Raw genomic sequence first — 14,890 nt, 5'->3', positions numbered from 1 at the left:
TGCGAAATTCAGGAAGACCCGATATGAGCGATCTCCACGTCAACGGTACCCAATCCACCCCACAGATCCACGGCGACTGGCAGGCCGGCATCCTCGCGATGCAGGGCGACTCCTACCCGGAGAACTCCTATGAGCTGTTCGGCCAGGTCATCGAGTGGGTCGAACGCTTCCTCACCGAGGAACAGCGCCCGCTGGAACTCGATCTGCGCCTGCTGTACCTCAACACCAGCTCGATCAAGGCCATGATGGACATCTTCGACCTGCTCGAAGAAGCCCACGGCCAGGGCCGCACCACCCGAGTGGCGTGGCACTACGACCGACGCAACGAGCGTGTCGCCGAACTGGCCGAGGAATTCCGCGAGGACTGTACCTTCCCGTTCGTCATCCAAGCCTACGACGAGTAAGAGCCATGACTAGCGAGCGCGAGCTGGACCTGCTGATCGAAGACCTGCTGGCCGACCCACAGTACGAAGGGCACCCCCTGCGCGAGGCCCTGTACCAGAAGCACCAGCAGTCCCTCGACCAGCTCGCGCGCCTGGAGCGCATCGCGCGGATTTCCGACGGCTTCCAGTCCATGGCCCGGCAGCAGAACAGCACGCTGTCCGAGCGCTACCACAAGCAGCTGCGCCAGCTGGAAAAGGTCGCGCGCATCTCCGACCGCTACCAGGACATGATGCGCGACCTCAACGTCGCGCTGAAGGAAGCCTCGACCCACGACACCCTCACCGGCATCGCCAACCGGCGCCTGCTGATGGAGCGCCTCCGCGAAGAAAGCGAGCGCGCCCAGCGCCACGGCGAGTCCTACGTGCTGGCCATGCTCGACGTCGACCGTTTCAAGCAGGTCAACGACACCTGGGGCCACGAGGTCGGCGACCGCGTGCTGGTGGAGATCGGCCGCGCCATGGAATCCGCCCTGCGCCAGTACGACCTCTGCGGCCGCTGGGGCGGCGAGGAATTCCTGCTGATCCTGCCGGACACCCGCCTCACCGACGCCGCCGCGATCATCGAGCGCGTGCGCAACGACATCCGCTGCCTCGCCGTGCGCGTGGGCACCAACGCCCTGTCGGTCACCGCCAGCTTCGGCGTCGCCGAGCATCATCCGGGCGAGAGCTACTCCCAGACCCTCAGCCGCGCCGACGCCGCCCTGCTGGACGCCAAGCGCAGCGGGCGCGACAAGTGCGAGTTCGCCACGGCGTAACGGCGGCTCCATGAAAAAAGCCCGGCCATGGCCGGGCTTTTCCTTGTGGCGCGCAATCAGTTCTGCAGCGACACCTGACCGGCGCCCAGCTTCAGGCCACCCAGGCGTTGCAGCAGGGTGTTGATGTTGGCACGGGCCGAGCCCTCGTTGGCCAGGCGCAGCCGCGTCACGCCGTAGAACGCATCGCCCACGCCAGCGGTGAAGGGCTCCTTCACGGTTTCCTGCCAGACCACGCGGCCGCCGGCGTTTTCCACCAGGCTGTACTCGACGGTCGAGGTGACGGTGAAGTTGAAGCCGAACACCGGTTGGTCGAGGCTGACCAGCTTGGTACGCAGCGACTAGGCAGCCTTGTCGCCTTGGCCGAGCAGGCCGGCCTTGCCCAGGGATTGTTCCAGCGCAGCGCGGAAATCGGCGCCATCGATCTGCGAGGTCCACATCGGGTTGGTCTTCTTGCCACCCTCGACATCAGCAACCTGGAGGTTGTCGCGCAGTGCGGCGTCGTAGCTCTGGGTGTGCGCCTGCTGGTCATTGATCTGCATGTTCTCGACCTTCGCCGAAGAGGCGCAGCCGGTCAGCAGAACCGCGAAAAGGGAAACGCAGAGAAAGCGAAACATGGTCATTCCTTCGATGGCGAATAGGGTGCGCAGGCAGTTCGCGATCCAATGACGCCGCCGCGTCCCTCCCTGAACGGTGGCGGAGAATAAGCCCGCCACCATAGTGGCGCAATGACATCTTTCGCAAATCCGGACTTGCAGCAAGGTTGTGGTGAGCAGCCCGGCGCACTATGGTCGTGTGAATCACAGGAAAGGATGCAGCATGGCCACCAGATCCCCCACTCCGCGCCAGCAGACGCACCTCGCCGTCCTGATCGACGCCGACAACGCCCCCGCCGCCATTGTCGAGGGCCTGTTCGAGGAGATAGCCAAGTACGGCGTCGCCAGCGTCAAGCGCATCTACGGCGACTGGACCAAGCCCAACCTGGGCAAGTGGAAGCAGGTACTGCTGGACCACTCCATCCAGCCCATGCAGCAGTTCGCCTACACCAGCGGCAAGAACGCCACCGACAGCGCGCTGATCATCGACGCCATGGACCTGCTCTACACCCGCCGCTTCGACGGCTTCTGCCTGGTCTCCAGCGACAGCGACTTCACCCGCCTGGCCGCACGCCTGCGCGAGGAAGGGCTGACCGTCTACGGCTTCGGCGAGGAGAAGACGCCCAAGCCGTTCGTCTCCGCCTGCGACAAGTTCATCTACACCGAAATCCTCCGTGCCACGCCCGAAGCCCCCGTCGAGCCGGTGCCCGTCACCGACAAGACGGCCGCCCCGAGCGCCAACGACACGCCCAAACCCGCGGCCAAGCGCAAATCGCAAAAGGTCCCGCTGGACTTCATCGCCAAGGTGCTCGACGACATCGACGGCGACGATGACGACTGGGTCCAGTTGGGCGCCCTGGGGCAGAACATCGGCAAGCTGCAGCCTGCATTCGACCCGCGCCTTTACGGCTTCAAGAAGCTCAGCGACCTGATCAAGGGCCATCCCAAGCGCTTCGAGCTGCAGGCACGCGGCGGCGGTAGCGGCGGCAAGGACCTGTATGTGCGCAACGTGGGCACCGCGCGCTGAGAACGTCGCCCTGCACTGCCCCCGCTCAACGAACACGCCACGCCTGACGGTTAAAGTCGGGCGTGAGCATCTCTGCGGAGCAATCCCATGCGCTTCCTGCTGATCCCCCTGCTGGCCCTGCTCGCTGCGAGCGGCGCCCATGCCGGCACATTGCGCTGCGGCACCAGCCTGATCAACGAAGGCGACCCGATGGACGAAGTCCTCGCCAAGTGCGGCGAGCCTGCCAAACGCGTGATCGTCCCTCCCAGGCCTCCTCGGCGCGACTCGACCGGTAAGCTCATTCCTGGCGAAGCCCAACTGGAAACCTGGATGTACGGCCCCAGCGGCGGGGCCTATCGTTATCTGTTCTTCCGCGATACCAAGCTGCTGTCGATCAACATGTCGCGCAAGGAGCTACTCTGAGCTTCCCGCGCCACTCGTCCCAGCACGCCCGCCGCTACCAAAGACGCCTACCCATGGCAGCGGCATCTCCCTAGACTGGTCGCCTTCGCCAATCCGGAGGGCACCATGCAAACGCCATTCAACTTCACCCTCGGCATCGACCCGCAGGCACGCGACGTCGTGGTCAAGGGCCTGCTCACCTACAACCTCGGGCAGATGGGCCGCAGCAACACCTACGACGACTTCGAACTCTACGCCCGCAACGCGGAAGGCGAAGTGGTCGGCGGCATGTTCGGCCAATCCGGCATGGGCTGGCTCTACATCGACTACCTCTGGCTGCAGGACGACCAGCGCGGCAGCGGCCTGGGCAGCCAGCTCATCGCCCTGGCCGAAGACGAAGCCCGCCGCCGCGGCTGCGTCGGCCTGTTCCTCTACACCTACAGCTTCCAGGCTCCCGGTTTCTACGAGAAACAGGGCTTCGAGCGCATGGGCGTGCTCGAGGATTGCCCGCCGGGGCATCAGCGCATCTACCTGAAGAAACACCTGGGCTGATTGCCACTCTCCCGCTCTTGTAGGAGCGAGCTTGCTCGCGAACCCGCACAACGCCGGCCCTCTCGGCGCATTTCCGATAGCCAGCGCCCCGCATGACGCCCGGGCTCGGCCACCCCTCACCCTAACCCTCTCCCGGAGGGAGAGGGGACCGTTCGGTGCATAGCGAAACCACCGTGTCAGCCGGCACGAACAGCTCCCGTAGGGCGCATAACGGCCCCGGCGTTATCCGCCGTTTTGGCGAATAACCCGTTCCGGGTTATTCGCCCTACGTCCCGGCTCCGGCTCCGGCTCCGGCTCCTAAAGACTTCCAGAAAAACACCCACGCACGCCGAACCGCCCCTTTCAGGAGGCCCCGTTGAATCGGAGTTTCAGGGGTTGAGCGGCATGGATGCCGCGAGAGCGCTGCCGGGCCAGGGATGGCCCGTCAGCGCGTGCCCCTGAAACTTCGATTCAACGGGGGAATTTTTCACCTAAGCGAAAAACCGGATGGAGGGGCAAGCCCTTTGGTTACTTTCTGGCGTTTGAGAAAGTGACTCGCCCGAGGGGGCGAAACAGGAAGCCCACGCGCATGCCGAAGCGACGCTGATCATCCGGACGACACGCCAACAAAACTCAAGCACAGAAGCCAACCTGCGGGAGCGCTGTCCGCGCGATCGCGGACAAGGTCCGCTGCTACACGGGGAACTCCGGTGCTGCGCTGTTCGCGAGCAAGCTCGCTCCTACACGCACGCCGGAAACGGCTTCTTGTTGAGCACACCTGCCATTCCTATCCTCGCCCTGTCACATCCGTGACCTGGGTTTGGCGACCCAGAGACGTCAGGCGCGATAGCGCCCACAGGTGCTTACGAAAACAGCGAATGTTTTTGTAGGCCCCCGCGCACCCTGCAGAAATTTCTGCAACGCTTATGGCGGATCGCGCGGGGAGACCTCCGGGTCTGCCGGGACCTGACGTCCGGTTCGCCAACCCCGCGCGGTCCGCCTCCTATGTTTGGCGACATAGGTGCGGCTCCTTTAATCGTTAGGAGTTCCACTTATGCACGACACCTACACCCCAACCTTCTTCACCCGCAAAAAACGCTTCCTGCGCGGCCTGATAATCGACAACCAGGCCTGGTTCGTCTCCCGCGATATCGCCCGCCTGCTGTCCGTCCAATACCCCGACAGCTTCCACCACCGCTTCTTCCCCCACGAAGTCCAGACAGTCCACCTCACCTACCGCACCGGCAGCACAGAAGAAACCATCCTGGTCAGCGAAGCCGCCGCCTACAAAGCCCTCGTCCGCTTCGGCCACCCGGAACTCGAATCCCTCGACCATTGGCTGTCACAGGATGTGATCCCCACACTGCGCGACCAGCACACCCCGGAAACCAACGCACCGCGCCGCGTCCATCTCACCTGGGACACCCGCCGCCTCATGCTCCTGAACTGGCAAGGCGGCCTGTGGATGCGCTGGGAAGAAATCCCCCGGATGCTTGATCACGCCTGAGCCGCAGCATGGGTATCGCTACGCTCCACCCATCCTACAAAGGTTTCAGCCGGCTCCCGCAAAGCCGCAAGCGACCTCGAACGTAGGATGGCGTGGAGCGCAGCGATACCCATCAATTCCGACAGAGCGCACCATGACCTCATACCGCCGCGACAGAACAGAGGGTGCCACCTGGTTCTTCACCCTCACCCTGGCCGATCGTCGCTCACACTTGCTGGTGGAAAACGTCGATCTGCTCCGCGCAGCCTTCCGCTACACGCAACAACGTCATCCCTGGCAGATCGACGCTATCGTCATCCTGCCCGATCACCTGCATGCCATCTGCACCCTGCCCGAAGGCGACGCCGATTACGCCCTCCGCTGGAGGCTGATCAAGACCGAGTTCTCGCGGGCAATGCCAAAGCGCGAGGCTATTTCCGCCAGCCGCCACAAAAGCGCTGAACGCGGCATCTGGCAGCGCCGTTACTGGGAGCACCGGATTCGCGATGACGCCGATTTCGCACGGCACGTGGATTACATCCATTTCAATCCCTGCAAACACGGCCATGTCTTACGCGCAGAGGACTGGCGATGGTCTTCGCTTCATCGATATGTGCGCGATGGCCTGCTGGCGAAGGGCTGGGGCGGGAGCTCGATGGGAGAGATCGACGCAGGGGAATGATGGGTATCGCTGCGCTCCACGCCATCCTACGAATGCGTCCGCCGGAATGGCGAGTGGTCTGCCCAGCATCCTCTCAAATGAGAAAGGCCGGTCACTGGACCGGCCTTTCTCTTACCGCTTATTCACCATCAGCCATTGCTGGGGAAGGCGAACTGCGCCGCTTCGTGCGACTTGCGCTGCGGCCAGCGCTGGGTGATGGCCTTGCGCTTGGTGTAGAAGCGCACGCCATCCGGGCCGTAGGCGTGCAGGTCGCCGAACAGCGAACGCTTCCAGCCGCCGAAGCTGTGGTAGGCCACCGGTACCGGCAGCGGTACGTTGACGCCGACCATGCCGACTTCGATCTCGTCGCAGAACAGGCGGGCAGCCTCACCGTCACGGGTAAAGATGCAGGTGCCGTTACCGTATTCGTGGTCGTTGATCAGCTGCATGGCTTCTTCCAGGCTGTTCACGCGCACGATGCACAGCACCGGGCCGAAGATTTCTTCCTGGTAGATGGTCATGTCCGGGGTCACCTTGTCGAACAGGGTGCCGCCGACGAAGAAGCCGTTCTCGTGACCGGCCACCTTGAAGTTGCGGCCGTCGACCAGCAGCTGGGCGCCCTGCTCGACACCGGTATCGATGTAGCCGGTGACTTTCTGCTGGGCAGCGCCGGTGACCAGCGGGCCCATGTCCAGGCCGCAGGAGGTGCCGGCGCCGATTTTCAGGGCCTTGATCTGCGGGACGATCTTCTCGACCAGCGCGTCGCCGATCTGGTCGCCCACGCACACAGCCACGGAGATGGCCATGCAGCGCTCGCCGCAGGAGCCGTAGGCCGCACCCATCAGGGCGCTGACGGCGTTGTCCAGGTCGCAGTCGGGCATCAGCACGGCGTGGTTCTTGGCGCCGCCCAGGGCCTGTACGCGCTTGCCGCGCTTGGTGCCTTCGGAATAGATGTACTCGGCGATCGGGGTCGAACCGACGAAGCTCAGGGCTTTGACTTCCGGGGCCTCGATCAGCGCGTCCACGGCGGTCTTGTCGCCGTGCACGACGTTCAGCACGCCCTTGGGCAGGCCGGCTTCTTCGAACAGTTCGGCGATCAGCAGGGTGGAGCTCGGGTCACGCTCGGACGGCTTGAGGATGAAGGTGTTGCCGCAGGCGATGGCCAGCGGGTACATCCACAGCGGCACCATGGCCGGGAAGTTGAACGGGGTGATACCGGCGACCACGCCGATCGGCTGGAAGTCGCTCCAGGCGTCGATGTTCGGGCCGACGTTGCGGCTGTATTCGCCCTTGAGGATTTCCGGGGCGGCGCTGGCGTATTCGACGTTCTCGATGCCGCGCTTGAGTTCACCGGCGGCGTCTTCCAGGGTCTTGCCGTGTTCTTCGCTGATCAGCTGGCTGATGCGCGCTTCGTTGGCTTCGAGCAGTTGCTTGAAGCGGAACAGCACCTGGGCGCGCTTGGCCGGCGGGGTGTTGCGCCAGGCCGGGAAGGCGGCCTTGGCGGCGTCGATGGCCTGCTGCACGGTTTCGCGGCTGGCCAGCGGAACCTTGCGGATGGCTTCGCCGGTGGACGGGTTGAAGACGTCGGCGGTGCGGCCGGTGTCGGCGATCATTTCGCCGCCGATCAGGTGCTTGACGGTGGTCATGGGAAGTCTCTTCTCGCTGAAAGTATTGGGGCGGGGCTCGCGAGGAGCCCCTCTCCCTAGCCCTCTCCCTGAAGGGAGAGGGGATTGTTCGGTATGAAGCGTGGGCTGCAAGGCACGCCAGCAGTCACTCTAAGGTGACTCGTCGCGGCATGCCTTCTCGCGTGCCCGCGCGCTCAGTGGCTGTGCGGGTGGTCGTCGCTCTTGAGCTCGATCTCGATGAACGCCACTTCGTGATCGCACGGGTTGATCACGTTGTGCTCGGTACCGATCTGGCGGGTGTAGCTCGCCCCCAGGACCAGCGGCGCACGGCGCTCGCCCTCGGGGGTTTCGAGCAGCAGCTCGCCGTTGGTCACCGGGACCACGACGTATTCCATGCCGTGGCGGTGCCAGCCGGTCTCGGCACCGGGGGCGAAGCGCCACTCGGTGACCAGGACCTTGTCGTTGTCGATCTGTACCGTCGGGACGGCCTTCGGACGTTCGCTCACTTACGCCACCCCGTTGAGGGCGTCACCGACGGCGCTGAACAGGCGGTCCAGGTCTTCGGGCTTGGCGTTGAAGGTCGGGCCGAACTGCAGGGTGTCGCCGCCGAAGCGTACGTAGAAGCCTTCTTTCCACAGCTTCATGCTGGCTTCGAACGGGCGCACGATGGCGTCGCCGTCACGGGCGCCGATCTGGATGGCGCCGGCCAGGCCGCAGTTGCGGATGTCGACGACGTTCTTCGCGCCTTTCAGGCCGTGCAGGGCCTTCTCGAAGTGCGGAGCCAGTTCCAGCGACTGCTGGATCAGGTTTTCTTTCTCCAGCAGGTCCAGCGCGGCAAGACCGGCGGCGCAGGCGACCGGGTGCGCGGAGTAGGTGTAGCCATGGCCGAACTCGACGGCGTATTCCGGCAGGTTCTGGCCCATGAAGGTGTCGTAGATTTCGCTGCTGGCGATCACCGCGCCCATGGGGATGGCGCCGTTGGTGACCTGCTTGGCGACGTTCATGATGTCCGGCTTCACGCCGAAGAACTCGGCGCCGGTGGCCTTGCCCATGCGGCCGAAGGCGGTGATGACTTCGTCGAAGATCAGCAGGATGTTGTGCTGGTCGCAGATTTCGCGCAGGCGCTGCAGGTAGCCCTTCGGCGGTACCAGCACGCCGGCGGAGCCGGACATCGGCTCGACGATCACGGCGGCGATGTTGGAAGCGTCATGCAGCTCGATCAGCTTCAGCAGTTCGTTGGCCAGCTCGACGCCGCCAGTCTCGGCCATGCCCTTGGTGAAGGCCATGCCCGGCTGCAGGGTGTGCGGCAGGTGGTCGACGTCCATCAGCTGGCCGAACATCTTGCGGTTGCCACCGATGCCGCCCAGGGCGGTGCCGGCGACGTTCACGCCGTGGTAGCCACGGGCGCGGCCGATCAGCTTGGTCTTCTGCGCCTGGCCTTTCAGGCGCCAGTAGGCGCGGGCCATCTTGATCGAGGTGTCGGCACACTCGGAGCCCGAGCCGGTGAAGAACACATGGTCGAGGCCGGCCGGGGTCAGCTGGGTGATCTTCTCGGCCAGTTTGAAGGACAGCGGGTGGCCGTACTGGAACGCCGGGGAGTAGTCGAGGGTGGTCAGCTGCTTGGCGACCGCGTCGGCGATTTCCTTGCGCGAGTGACCGGCGCCGCAGGTCCACAGGCCCGACAGGCTGTCGTAGATCTTGCGGCCCTTGTCGTCCACCAGCCAGTTGCCTTCGGCGGCGACGATGATGCGCGGGTCTTTATGGAAGTTGCGGTTGGCGCTGAAGGGCATCCAGTGGGCCTTCAGGTTCAGTTCGCTGGCCACCGACGGGGTGACGTTCACTTGCTGGTTCATGCAGCTTGTCCTCGAAGACAGTCTTGTTGGGCGCGCAGGCCGCGGCGGGCCTGGTGCGATGGGACTAGATTGGGCCTGACTTAACGTGAGTTAAAGCTTATTCTTCTTACGTTCAGTTTCGGATTGGTAAAACTAAAATGGCGAAACAACGGGCGCCTTCCCTGGGCCAGGTCAGCGACTTCGAGATCCGCCTGCTGCGCATCTTCAAAACCATAGTCGAGTGCGGCAGCTTCTCGGCCGCCGAGAGCACGCTGGGCATCAGCCGTTCGGCGATCAGCCTGCACATGGGCGACCTGGAAAAGCGCCTGGGCATGCGCCTGTGCCAGCGCGGCCGGGCGGGTTTCGCACTGACCGACGAGGGCCGCGAGGTCTACCGCGCCACGCAATCGCTGCTGGCGGCGCTGGAGGGCTTCCGCGCCGAGGTCAACGAGCTGCACCAGCACCTGCGCGGCGAGCTGAACATCGGCATCATCAACAACCTGGTGACCCTGCCGCAGATGCGCATCACCCATGCCCTGCGCGCGCTGAAAGCCAGCGGGCCGGGCGTGCGGATCAATATCGGCATGACCACGCCCAACGAGATCGAGCTGGGAGTTCTCGACGGACGGTTGCATGTCGGCGTGGTGCCGCTCATCAGCCCGCTGTCGGGGCTGGAGTACTCCTCTTTATACGAGGAGCGTTCGCTGCTGTTCTGCAGCCAGGAGCACCCGCTGTTCGAGCGCGACGATGCGGGCATCACCGTGCAGGAAATCCACGCCTGCGACGCGGTGGCGCCGAGTTACCGCATCCCGGCCGAGGCGCAGGAGCGGCACCAGGAGCTCTCCGGCAGCGCCACCGCCTCGGACCGCGAGGGCATGGCCTTCCTGATCCTTACCGGCAGCTACATCGGCTACCTGCCCGACCACTACGCCGCCGACTGGGTCGCCCAGGGCCGCCTGCGCGCGCTGCGCCCGGAGCGCTTCCACTACGACATCCCGCTGACCGTGGTGACCCGCAAGGGCCGCCGGCCGAACCTGGTGCTGGAGCGGTTCCTCGAGGCGGTGGCGCAGAGCCGTTGAGCCTGACACTTTCAGGGGCACGGCAGGCCTGCGGCCCCTCACCCTAACCCTCTCCCGGAGGGAGAGGGGACTGATCGGCGTTTCGTGGCTCCTTTGGCGCTCGCCGGATAGCACCTCCATTCCGACCCTGCTCGGTCTGCCCCCTCTCCCCCTGGGAGAGGGCTGGGGTGAGGGCAGCCGCAACACGCCGAATTCCCCTGCAAGACCGTGCGGAACGCTTCGGCCTTACTCGCCGCTGCGGACTCTGTTCGCGAGCAAGCTCGCTCCTACGAAAAGCCGCACGCACGAAACAAAGCACCTCCTGCCTATCCAATTTGTCGCCCCAGCCACCAAAAATCCTATACCCCCTCCCCTGTAGCCCGCGGGCCGCGGGGTTTGCGTGGGTGCAGCTTTTCCCTAGCCTGCGACTACAAAAAACATAATTTCGCTATTCACAGCCTCTGAACAGAATGCGGCCAACACCTCCTCCCTAGCCGCAACAAGAACAAACGTGATCAGAGTCTGAGGAAGCAAGCCATGACCGACCTGAATCCAGGCGCCTTCGGCAAGAAGTCGCTTGATAACCTGGAAATCGACACGCTGGTCGTTGGCGCCGGACAAGCCGGCGTCGCCATGAGCGAGCACCTGACCCAACAGGGCGTGCCGCACATCGTGCTGGAAAAGAGCCGCATCGCCGAAGCCTGGCGCACCGGCCGCTGGGATTCGCTGGTAGCCAACGGCCCGGCCTGGCACGACCGCTTCCCGAACATGGAATTCCCGGTTGGCCCGGATGACTTCCCGCACAAGGAGCAGGTGGCGGACTACTTCGTCGCCTACGCCAAGCAGTTCAACGCGCCGATCCGCACCGGCGTGGAAGTGAAGAAGGTCACCCGCAACGAAGGCCGCCCCGGCTTCACCGTGGAAACCTCCGAAGGCACCCTCCAGGCGCTGCGCATCGTTTCCGCCACCGGCCCGTTCCAGCGCCCGGTGATCCCGGCCATCGCACCGAAGGACGAAGGCCTCTACCAGATCCACTCGGCCAAGTACTACAACCCGCAGCAACTGCCCGAAGGCGCCGTGCTGGTGATCGGCGCCGGCTCCTCCGGCGTGCAGATCGCCGACGAGCTGAACCGCGCTGGCAAGAAAGTCTTCCTGTCCGTGGGCGCCCATGACCGCCCGCCGCGCTCCTACCGCAACCGCGACTTCGTCTGGTGGCTGGGCGTGCTCGGCCTGTGGGACGCCGAGGAAGTGCAGCCGGGCCGCGAGCACGTGACCATCGCCGTGAGCGGTGCCCGTGGTGGCGAGACCATCGACTTCCGTCGCCTGGCCAACGAGGGCATCACCCTGACCGGCCTGACCAAGGCCTTCGCCGACGGCAAGGTGAGCTTCCAGGACGACCTGGTGGCCAACCTGAAGGCCGGCGATGACAACTACCTCGGCCTGCTCGACGCCGCCGACGCCTACATCGAGCGCAACGGCCTCGACCTGCCGCTGGAGCCGGAGGCCCGCAAGGTCTACGCGGACGCCGAGTGCATCCGCAATCCGATCCAGGAGCTGAACCTCGCCGACGCCGGCATCACCGCGATCATCTGGGCCACCGGCTACGCCGTGGACTTCAACTGGCTGCAGGTGAATGCCTTCGACGACAAGGGCAAGCCCAAGCACCAGCGCGGCGTATCCCGCGAGCCGGGCGTGTACTTCGTCGGCCTGCCGTGGCTGTCCCGTCGCGGCTCCACCTTCATCTGGGGCGTGTGGCACGACGCCAAGCATGTGGCCGGCCATATCGCCACCCAACGCCGTTATGTCGAATACCAGGACGCCTCGCAGCGCGAAGGCTCCTCCGTTCAGAAAGCCGCATCCTGGGAGTAAGAGATGCCTACCCATACTCGCATCCGCATGTTCAACACCAAGGACACCTACCCGAACCAGACCCTGGACAACGACCTCTGCCAGGCCGTGCGTGCCGGCAACACCGTGTACGTGCGCGGCCAGGTCGGTACCGACTTCGAGGGCAACCTGGTAGGGCTGGGCGATCCGCGTGCCCAGGCCGAACAGGCGATGAAGAACGTCAAGCAACTGCTGGAAGAAGCCGGCAGCGACCTGTCGCACATCGTCAAGACCACCACCTACCTGATCGACCCGCGCTACCGCGAGCCGGTGTACCAGGAAGTCGGCAAGTGGCTGAAGGGCGTGTTCCCGATCTCCACCGGCCTGGTGGTGTCGGCCCTCGGTCAGCCGCAGTGGTTGATGGAGATCGATGTCATCGCCGTCATTCCGGACTGATCGATGACCTGAAAAGCGATGCGGCGACGCGGGATTTCCTGCCTCGCCGCTTCGTCGTTTGTGCCTGATAGCGCTTGATCGACAAGAACAGCAAGCAAGGAGCCACCATGACCTTCTCCATCGTCGGCCGCTGCGCCGAAACCGGACAACTGGGTATCGCCATCAGCTCCTCGAGCATCGCCGTGGGCGCCCGCTGCCCCTGGGTACGCGCCGGCGTCGGCGCGGTGGCGACGCAGAACATCACCCTGCCGGCCCTCGGCCCGCAGATCCTCGACCAGCTCGAAGCCGGCCTCGAACCAAGCGCGGCGCTGGACAAGGCGCTCTCCAGCAACGGCTACAGCCAGTACCGCCAGGTGACGGTGATCGACCAGCACGGCAAGGTCGCGCTGTTCACCGGCAGCGAGGCGCTGGGCGTGTACAACGCCGTGGCGGGTGAGAACTGCGTGGCGGCCGGCAACCTGCTGTCGTCCACGGCGGTGATCGAGGCCATGACCCAGGCCTTCGAAGGCGCCAACGGCTGCCTGGCCGAGCGCCTGCTGGCCGCGATGCAGGCGGCGATGGCCGCCGGTGGCGAAGCCGGCCCGGTGCATTCGGCAGCGCTCAAGGTCGTCGGCGATCTGGTCTGGCCGATCGTCGACCTGCGCGTCGACTGGGCGGACGAAGCGCCCATCGATGAGCTGGAGAAACTCTGGGTGGCCTACAAGCCGCAGCTGGAGGACTACCTCGTGCGCGCCCTCGACCCGACCAAGGCGCCGAGCTACGGTGTGCCGGGCGACGAGTAACGCCATGCCTTACCTGCGAGAGCCCCTCTCCCTGATCCTGGCTGGGGAGAGGGTATTCGCCCAAATACCGAAACCGCGCATTGACAATGAAAGCCCCAATGCAGGACCCAACCATGCCTTCCAGCCGTGAAATCCTTGCCGACCTGATCGCCTTCGACACCGTCAGCCGCAATTCCAACCTGGCGCTGATCCACTACATCCGCGACTACCTCGCCGGCTTCGGCATCGCCTGCGAGCTGTTCCACGACGCCGAAGGCGGCAAGGCCAACCTCTACGCTACGCTGGGTCCGCAGGATCGCGGCGGCGTGTGCCTGTCCGGCCACACCGACGTGGTGCCGACCGACGGCCAGCCATGGACGGTCCCGCCGTTCGAATTGACCGAGCGCGACGGCCGCCTCTACGGGCGCGGCACCGCGGACATGAAGGGCTACATCGCCTGCGTGCTGGCAGCAGTACCGGCGTTTCTCGCCCAGCCGCTGCGCCTGCCGGTGCACCTGGCCTTCTCCTATGACGAGGAAGTCGGCTGCCTCGGCGTACGCTCGCTGCTTGCCGCGCTGGAACACCGCGAGCACAAGCCGATGGTCTGCATCATCGGCGAACCCACCGAACTCAAGCCGGTGCTCGGCCACAAGGGCAAGCTCGCCATGCGCTGCCAGGTGCACGGCGCACCGTGCCACTCGGCCTATGCGCCGCAGGGCGTGAACGCCATCGAGTACGCGGCGAAGCTGATCGGTCGCCTCGGCGAGATCGGCACCCGCCTGGCCGCGCCAGAGCGCCACGATCCACGCTTCGACCCTCCCTATTCCACCGTGCAGACGGGCGTGATCAGCGGCGGCCGCGCACTGAACATCGTGCCTGCCGAATGCCAGTTCGATTTCGAAGTACGCGCGCTGCCCAGCGACGATCCGCAACAGGTCGCCAATGACCTGCGCACCTTCGCCGAAACCGAGCTGCTGCCGAAGATGCGCGCGGTGAAGGCCGAGACGGATATTCGCTTCAGCGAACTCTCGGCCTATCCCGCCCTGGTCACCGACCAGCAGGCCCAGGCCGCCGAGCTGATCGCGCTGCTGAGCGGTTCGCGCGACTTCACCACCGTCGCCTACGGCACCGAGGGTGGGCTGTTCGACCAGGCCGGCATTCCCACCGTGGTCTGCGGCCCGGGCAGCATGGACCAGGGCCACAAGCCGGACGAATTCGTCAGCCTGGAGCAGTTGGCCAGGTGCGACGAGATGATGGGGCGGCTGGCGGAGTGGCTGCGCAGCTGACGCACCACGCGGTGTACCCGGTAGCGTAAGCGGACTGCGTCCGCGATGTGCAACCGGCTTGCTCGGAGCGGCCGGGAATCGATCTCGGATGAATCCGCTCCTACGAGATACCTCCGCACTTGGGCCATCCCCTCACCCTAGCCCTCTCCCAAGGGGAGAGGGGACCGT

At 65.0% G+C, this 14,890-nt stretch carries 17 protein-coding genes; 12 read left to right on the top strand and 5 right to left on the bottom strand.

The annotated features are described in order from the left end of the window. The first annotated feature begins 23 nt into the window (after positions 1-23). The gene (gene siaC / locus RS899_RS27760; protein ID WP_065348217.1) at positions 24-404 is read left to right on the top strand and encodes a biofilm regulation phosphoprotein SiaC; all 381 of its coding nucleotides are present in this window, start codon (positions 24-26) and stop codon (positions 402-404) included. 5 nt (positions 405-409) lie between these two features. Beyond that, positions 410-1,198, top strand: a complete 789-nt coding sequence (siaD, locus tag RS899_RS27755; RefSeq protein WP_054910626.1) for a biofilm regulation diguanylate cyclase SiaD — start codon at positions 410-412, stop codon at positions 1,196-1,198. 56 nt (positions 1,199-1,254) lie between these two features. On the opposite strand, the gene RS899_RS27750 is transcribed toward siaD, so the two are convergent. Then, on the bottom strand, positions 1,255-1,500 hold the full coding sequence (locus RS899_RS27750) for a hypothetical protein (protein WP_315808553.1): 246 nt from the start codon (positions 1,498-1,500) through the stop codon (positions 1,255-1,257). Positions 1,501-1,536: 36 nt separating this feature from the next. Next, positions 1,537-1,812 carry a hypothetical protein gene (locus tag RS899_RS27745; protein ID WP_315808552.1) on the bottom strand — a complete coding sequence of 92 codons (276 nt, stop codon included), beginning with the start codon at positions 1,810-1,812 and terminating at the stop codon, positions 1,537-1,539. Between the two features lie 202 nt (positions 1,813-2,014). Between RS899_RS27745 and RS899_RS27740 the strand changes: the two genes are divergently transcribed. From RS899_RS27740 to RS899_RS27720, 5 genes are all read left to right on the top strand, one after another. Continuing rightward, complete coding sequence (locus tag RS899_RS27740) at positions 2,015-2,818, top strand: NYN domain-containing protein (protein ID WP_024766246.1); 804 nt, start codon at positions 2,015-2,017, stop codon at positions 2,816-2,818. Positions 2,819-2,905: 87 nt separating this feature from the next. Continuing rightward, positions 2,906-3,220, top strand: a complete 315-nt coding sequence (locus RS899_RS27735) for a DUF2845 domain-containing protein (protein WP_024766245.1) — start codon at positions 2,906-2,908, stop codon at positions 3,218-3,220. A 105-nt stretch (positions 3,221-3,325) separates the two neighbouring features. Further along, on the top strand, positions 3,326-3,751 hold the full coding sequence (locus RS899_RS27730; protein ID WP_315808551.1) for a GNAT family N-acetyltransferase: 426 nt from the start codon (positions 3,326-3,328) through the stop codon (positions 3,749-3,751). Positions 3,752-4,784: 1,033 nt separating this feature from the next. Next, positions 4,785-5,237, top strand: a complete 453-nt coding sequence (locus tag RS899_RS27725) for a BRO family protein (protein WP_315808550.1) — start codon at positions 4,785-4,787, stop codon at positions 5,235-5,237. Between the two features lie 133 nt (positions 5,238-5,370). Continuing rightward, entirely contained in the window at positions 5,371-5,898 is a 528-nt protein-coding gene (locus RS899_RS27720; RefSeq protein ID WP_054910631.1) for an REP-associated tyrosine transposase, read from the top strand. A gap of 128 nt (positions 5,899-6,026) precedes the next feature. On the opposite strand, the gene RS899_RS27715 is transcribed toward RS899_RS27720, so the two are convergent. The 3 genes from RS899_RS27715 to RS899_RS27705 all read right to left on the bottom strand — a co-directional run bounded on the left by RS899_RS27715 (position 6,027) and on the right by RS899_RS27705 (position 9,355). Further along, the gene (locus RS899_RS27715; RefSeq protein WP_054910632.1) at positions 6,027-7,523 is read right to left on the bottom strand and encodes a CoA-acylating methylmalonate-semialdehyde dehydrogenase; all 1,497 of its coding nucleotides are present in this window, start codon (positions 7,521-7,523) and stop codon (positions 6,027-6,029) included. Positions 7,524-7,696: 173 nt separating this feature from the next. Beyond that, positions 7,697-8,008, bottom strand: a complete 312-nt coding sequence (locus RS899_RS27710; RefSeq protein ID WP_054910633.1) for a cupin domain-containing protein — start codon at positions 8,006-8,008, stop codon at positions 7,697-7,699. Then, entirely contained in the window at positions 8,009-9,355 is a 1,347-nt protein-coding gene (locus tag RS899_RS27705) for an aspartate aminotransferase family protein (protein WP_315808549.1), read from the bottom strand. It lies immediately after the preceding gene. 137 nt (positions 9,356-9,492) lie between these two features. Here RS899_RS27705 and RS899_RS27700 point away from each other — a divergent pair, with 137 nt between their 5' ends. From RS899_RS27700 to argE, 5 genes are all read left to right on the top strand, one after another. Beyond that, on the top strand, positions 9,493-10,413 hold the full coding sequence (locus tag RS899_RS27700) for a LysR family transcriptional regulator (protein ID WP_024763735.1): 921 nt from the start codon (positions 9,493-9,495) through the stop codon (positions 10,411-10,413). Positions 10,414-10,929: 516 nt separating this feature from the next. Further along, on the top strand, positions 10,930-12,261 hold the full coding sequence (locus tag RS899_RS27695; protein ID WP_315808548.1) for an NAD(P)/FAD-dependent oxidoreductase: 1,332 nt from the start codon (positions 10,930-10,932) through the stop codon (positions 12,259-12,261). Positions 12,262-12,264: 3 nt separating this feature from the next. Continuing rightward, positions 12,265-12,675: a RidA family protein gene (locus RS899_RS27690; protein ID WP_015474916.1), complete on the top strand. Its 411-nt coding sequence runs from the start codon at positions 12,265-12,267 to the stop codon at positions 12,673-12,675. Positions 12,676-12,782: 107 nt separating this feature from the next. Continuing rightward, positions 12,783-13,457, top strand: coding sequence for a DUF1028 domain-containing protein (locus tag RS899_RS27685; RefSeq protein WP_169935217.1), 675 nt, complete (start codon positions 12,783-12,785; stop codon positions 13,455-13,457). Positions 13,458-13,570: 113 nt separating this feature from the next. Next, on the top strand, positions 13,571-14,722 hold the full coding sequence (argE, locus tag RS899_RS27680; protein WP_139093097.1) for an acetylornithine deacetylase: 1,152 nt from the start codon (positions 13,571-13,573) through the stop codon (positions 14,720-14,722). Positions 14,723-14,890: the final 168 nt, after the last annotated feature.

This window comes from Pseudomonas sp. C9-3, assembly GCF_032392015.1.
Taxonomy (GTDB): domain Bacteria; phylum Pseudomonadota; class Gammaproteobacteria; order Pseudomonadales; family Pseudomonadaceae; genus Pseudomonas; species Pseudomonas nitroreducens.
Note: the sequence above shows the minus strand (reverse complement) of the source record. Positions and strands in the feature narration are given on the sequence as shown.

What these genes read in the sequence shown, in the direction of transcription:
- argE (WP_139093097.1), top strand. Translation starts at nt 13,571, where the DNA reads ATGCCTTCCAGCCGTGAAATCCTTGCCGACCTGATCGCCTTCGACACC.
- RS899_RS27705 (WP_315808549.1), bottom strand. Translation starts at nt 9,355, where the DNA reads ATGAACCAGCAAGTGAACGTCACCCCGTCGGTGGCCAGCGAACTGAAC.
- RS899_RS27690 (WP_015474916.1), top strand. Translation starts at nt 12,265, where the DNA reads ATGCCTACCCATACTCGCATCCGCATGTTCAACACCAAGGACACCTAC.
- RS899_RS27685 (WP_169935217.1), top strand. Translation starts at nt 12,783, where the DNA reads ATGACCTTCTCCATCGTCGGCCGCTGCGCCGAAACCGGACAACTGGGT.
- RS899_RS27725 (WP_315808550.1), top strand. Translation starts at nt 4,785, where the DNA reads ATGCACGACACCTACACCCCAACCTTCTTCACCCGCAAAAAACGCTTC.
- siaD (WP_054910626.1), top strand. Translation starts at nt 410, where the DNA reads ATGACTAGCGAGCGCGAGCTGGACCTGCTGATCGAAGACCTGCTGGCC.
- RS899_RS27715 (WP_054910632.1), bottom strand. Translation starts at nt 7,523, where the DNA reads ATGACCACCGTCAAGCACCTGATCGGCGGCGAAATGATCGCCGACACC.
- siaC (WP_065348217.1), top strand. Translation starts at nt 24, where the DNA reads ATGAGCGATCTCCACGTCAACGGTACCCAATCCACCCCACAGATCCAC.
- RS899_RS27745 (WP_315808552.1), bottom strand. Translation starts at nt 1,812, where the DNA reads ATGTTTCGCTTTCTCTGCGTTTCCCTTTTCGCGGTTCTGCTGACCGGC.
- RS899_RS27740 (WP_024766246.1), top strand. Translation starts at nt 2,015, where the DNA reads ATGGCCACCAGATCCCCCACTCCGCGCCAGCAGACGCACCTCGCCGTC.
- RS899_RS27700 (WP_024763735.1), top strand. Translation starts at nt 9,493, where the DNA reads ATGGCGAAACAACGGGCGCCTTCCCTGGGCCAGGTCAGCGACTTCGAG.
- RS899_RS27735 (WP_024766245.1), top strand. Translation starts at nt 2,906, where the DNA reads ATGCGCTTCCTGCTGATCCCCCTGCTGGCCCTGCTCGCTGCGAGCGGC.
- RS899_RS27695 (WP_315808548.1), top strand. Translation starts at nt 10,930, where the DNA reads ATGACCGACCTGAATCCAGGCGCCTTCGGCAAGAAGTCGCTTGATAAC.
- RS899_RS27720 (WP_054910631.1), top strand. Translation starts at nt 5,371, where the DNA reads ATGACCTCATACCGCCGCGACAGAACAGAGGGTGCCACCTGGTTCTTC.
- RS899_RS27730 (WP_315808551.1), top strand. Translation starts at nt 3,326, where the DNA reads ATGCAAACGCCATTCAACTTCACCCTCGGCATCGACCCGCAGGCACGC.